Annotated in this window: 3 protein-coding genes and 1 pseudogene; 3 read left to right on the top strand and 1 reads right to left on the bottom strand. The window is 36.7% G+C overall.

Features of this window, described 5'->3' with window-relative positions; translation table 11 throughout:
- Nucleotides 1-95: 95 nt before the first annotated feature.
- Nucleotides 96-176 (bottom strand): annotated as a pseudogene (locus CD138_RS13295) (IS6 family transposase); the annotation flags it as partial.
- 94 nt (nucleotides 177-270) lie between these two features.
- Here CD138_RS13295 and CD138_RS13290 point away from each other — a divergent pair.
- The 3 genes from CD138_RS13290 to cadA all read left to right on the top strand — a co-directional run bounded on the left by CD138_RS13290 (nucleotide 271) and on the right by cadA (nucleotide 3,424).
- Nucleotides 271-648, top strand: coding sequence for a DUF6262 family protein (locus CD138_RS13290; protein WP_000361064.1), 378 nt, complete (start codon nucleotides 271-273; stop codon nucleotides 646-648).
- A 237-nt stretch (nucleotides 649-885) separates the two neighbouring features.
- Complete coding sequence (locus CD138_RS13285; protein WP_000159128.1) at nucleotides 886-1,251, top strand: ArsR/SmtB family transcription factor; 366 nt, start codon at nucleotides 886-888, stop codon at nucleotides 1,249-1,251.
- Complete coding sequence (gene cadA / locus CD138_RS13280; protein ID WP_019169405.1) at nucleotides 1,244-3,424, top strand: cadmium-translocating P-type ATPase CadA; 2,181 nt, start codon at nucleotides 1,244-1,246, stop codon at nucleotides 3,422-3,424. The genes CD138_RS13285 and cadA overlap by 8 nt, the downstream gene beginning before the upstream one ends.
- Nucleotides 3,425-3,544: the final 120 nt, after the last annotated feature.

The raw sequence follows: 3,544 nt of genomic DNA, 5'->3' as shown, positions 1-3,544 counted from the left end.
TAACCACATCTCCAGAAATAATCTATTGTTATTGCAGCATTTTGTTTATTGATTTTGTATAGATTTGTATACTAATTTAACTTTGCAACAGAACCACTTAATGCATATCTTAGATAGTAGCCAACGGCTACAGTAATGACATCTTTGTCAAATTGCTTATATCTGAAATAATTCATCCTCTGCACCTCATTTTTGTTGACTATTATACTATATTTCTAACTTTGCAACAGAACCGAACAAATCATTGGAAGTTTGACGGGGTAATTATCAATGGATAAACAAGTTAGAAATACAACAGAAATTGTACGTTTGGCGAAGCAGAAATCACAAAAGACAAGGGAAAAAGTAGACAAAGCGATTTCTAAATTTTCGATTGAAGGTAAAGCTATTAATTTTAATTCAATAGCAAAGGAAGCTAATGTTTCTAAATCATGGCTTTATAAGGAACACGATATTAGGCAAAGAATCGAATCCCTTCGTGAGCGTCAAATAACATCAAATGTAGTCTCAAAACCCAAGAAAAGTTCTCGTTCGGAGGAAATCCTTATAAAAACCTTAAAAAGAAGGGTTATGGAATTAAAAAAAGAAAATAAAAAATTACAGAACCAAATTCAAAAATTATATGGAGATCTGTATAATAAAGAGTAGTTTTAATTATTAATCTGTAGACAGATTGTGAAAGGATGCACTTAAACTAACGGGGCAGTTATGTTTAAGATACTTTAAAATTTGGTTAAAATCTCCGAAAGGATTGGTTTCTAACATTAGAAATCAATCCTTTTTAATATTAATTATATATCATTCAAACAATCATTTGACTATTTGTTTATGGTGGGATATATTATAATCATCAAAAAAACAGTCATTTGAATAAGGAGGATAATTATGACAAAAGATATGTGTGAAGTTACCTATATTCATGAAGATAAGGTAAACAGGGCTAAAAAAGACCTTGCTAAACAGAATCCTATGGATGTAGCGAAAGTTTTTAAGGCTCTATCAGATGATACAAGAGTTAAAATTGCTTATGTTTTGTCTTTAGAGGGAGAGTTATGTGTTTGTGATGTAGCTAATATCATTGAATCTTCAACGGCTACGGCATCACATCATTTAAGATTATTGAAAAATTTAGGTATAGCAAAATACCGTAAAGAAGGAAAAGTAGTCTATTATTCACTAGATGATGAGCATGTTAAACAGCTTGTAGAAAAAGCTTTCTTGTATCAAAGGGAGGTTGCTAGTATTGGATAGTTCAGCAAAAACATTAACAGAAGATAAACAGGTTTACCGTGTGGAGGGTTTCTCGTGTGCGAATTGTGCTGGGAAGTTTGAAAAAAATGTAAAACAACTAGCTGGAGTTCAGGATGCAAAAGTGAACTTTGGCGCTTCCAAAATTGATGTATATGGAAATGCATCGGTTCAAGAGCTTGAAAAAGCAGGTGCTTTCGAGAATCTTAAGGTATTTCCCGAAAAACTAGCGAATTCATCGATGCAAGCGGTCAAAGAAGACACTAAGGCTCCTAAAGAAGAGAAAATACCGTTTTATAAAAAACACAGCACATTGCTGTTTGCCACATTACTGATTGCTTTTGGTTACCTTTCTCACTTTGTAAATGGAGAAGATAACCTTGTAACTTCCATGTTATTTGTAGGTTCGATTGTAATTGGCGGATATTCACTATTTAAAGTTGGTTTTCAAAATTTGATACGCTTTGATTTCGACATGAAAACCCTGATGACCGTAGCAGTTATTGGAGCTGCCATCATTGGTGAATGGGCAGAGGCATCCATTGTTGTCGTTCTCTTTGCAATCAGTGAAGCACTTGAACGTTTTTCTATGGATAGAGCAAGACAGTCCATTCGTTCATTGATGGATATTGCCCCAAAAGAAGCACTTGTTATGCGGAATGGTCAGGAAATAATGATCCATGTGGACGATATTGCCGTGGGTGATATTATGATCGTCAAACCAGGGGAGAAAATTGCCATGGATGGGATCATTATAAATGGTGTGTCGGCTGTCAACCAGGCTGCTATAACAGGAGAATCTGTCCCTGTTGCCAAAACGGTAGATGATGAAGTATTTGCAGGTACGCTTAACGAAGAGGGACTACTTGAAGTAAAAATCACCAAATACGTAGAGGATACAACTATCTCCAAGATTATTCATCTGGTTGAGGAAGCACAAGGGGAGCGCGCTCCAGCGCAAGCATTCGTAGATAAATTTGCGAAATATTATACGCCGATCATTATGGTTATTGCGGCGCTCGTTGCAGTCGTTCCACCTTTATTCTTTGGTGGAAGTTGGGATACTTGGGTTTATCAAGGATTAGCGGTACTTGTAGTTGGATGTCCGTGTGCATTAGTTATTTCTACTCCAATCTCGATTGTCTCGGCAATTGGAAATGCAGCTAAAAAAGGTGTGTTGATTAAAGGCGGTGTCTATCTAGAGGAATTAGTAGCCATTAAGGCAATCGCATTTGATAAAACAGGAACACTGACAAAAGGTGTACCAGTGGTAACAGATTTTAAAGTGTTAAATGATCAAGTGGAAGAAAAAGAGCTGTTTTCCATTATTACAGCTTTAGAATATCGATCACAACATCCACTTGCTTCAGCAATAATGAAGAAAGCAGAGCAAGATAATATTACTTATTCCGATGTTAGAGTGGAGGACTTCACTTCTATTACAGGTCGGGGCATTCAAGGGAATATAGATGGAACAACCTATTACATTGGCAGTCCAAGGCTTTTTAAAGAATTAAATGTTTCCGATTTTAGCCTTGAGTTTGAAAATAAAGTGAAAGTTTTACAAAACCAAGGGAAAACGGCCATGATTATTGGAACGGACCAAACAATCCTCGGCGTGATTGCTGTAGCAGATGAGGTCCGCGAAACAAGTAAAAATGTGATTCAAAAACTTCATCAGTTAGGAATCAAGCAAACAATTATGCTGACAGGTGATAATCAAGGTACCGCAGAAGCAATCGGTGCTCATGTAGGCGTTTCTGATATTCAGTCCGAATTGATGCCACAGGATAAGTTGGACTATATTAAAAAAATGAAAGCCGAGCATGGTAATGTAGCTATGATTGGCGATGGCGTCAATGATGCTCCTGCACTTGCTGCATCCACTGTTGGCATTGCAATGGGCGGTGCTGGAACAGATACTGCCATCGAGACAGCTGATATTGCATTAATGGGAGATGATTTAAGTAAGCTTCCATTTGCAGTAAGACTTAGCAGGAAAACGCTAAATATCATCAAAGCGAACATCACGTTTGCCATCGGAATTAAGATAATTGCCTTACTATTGGTTATTCCAGGCTGGCTAACCCTTTGGATTGCGATTCTTTCCGATATGGGAGCCACTATTTTGGTAGCATTAAATAGTTTGCGACTGATGAGAGTGAAGGATAAATAGGTACTATATGTGTGCAATTTACGGAGAGGCTGGGACATAAATCCCTAAAAAGCAGCAGTAAGATAATTTTCAATTAGAAAATATCTTACTGCTGTTCTCTATTTATACAATACTTCGTAT

The sequence above is a fragment of the Staphylococcus intermedius NCTC 11048 genome, assembly GCF_002902385.1.
In the GTDB taxonomy this organism is placed as follows: Bacteria; Bacillota; Bacilli; order Staphylococcales; family Staphylococcaceae; genus Staphylococcus; species Staphylococcus intermedius.
The sequence above is the reverse complement of the archived record's forward strand: the minus strand, read 5'-3'. Positions and strand labels throughout refer to the sequence as shown.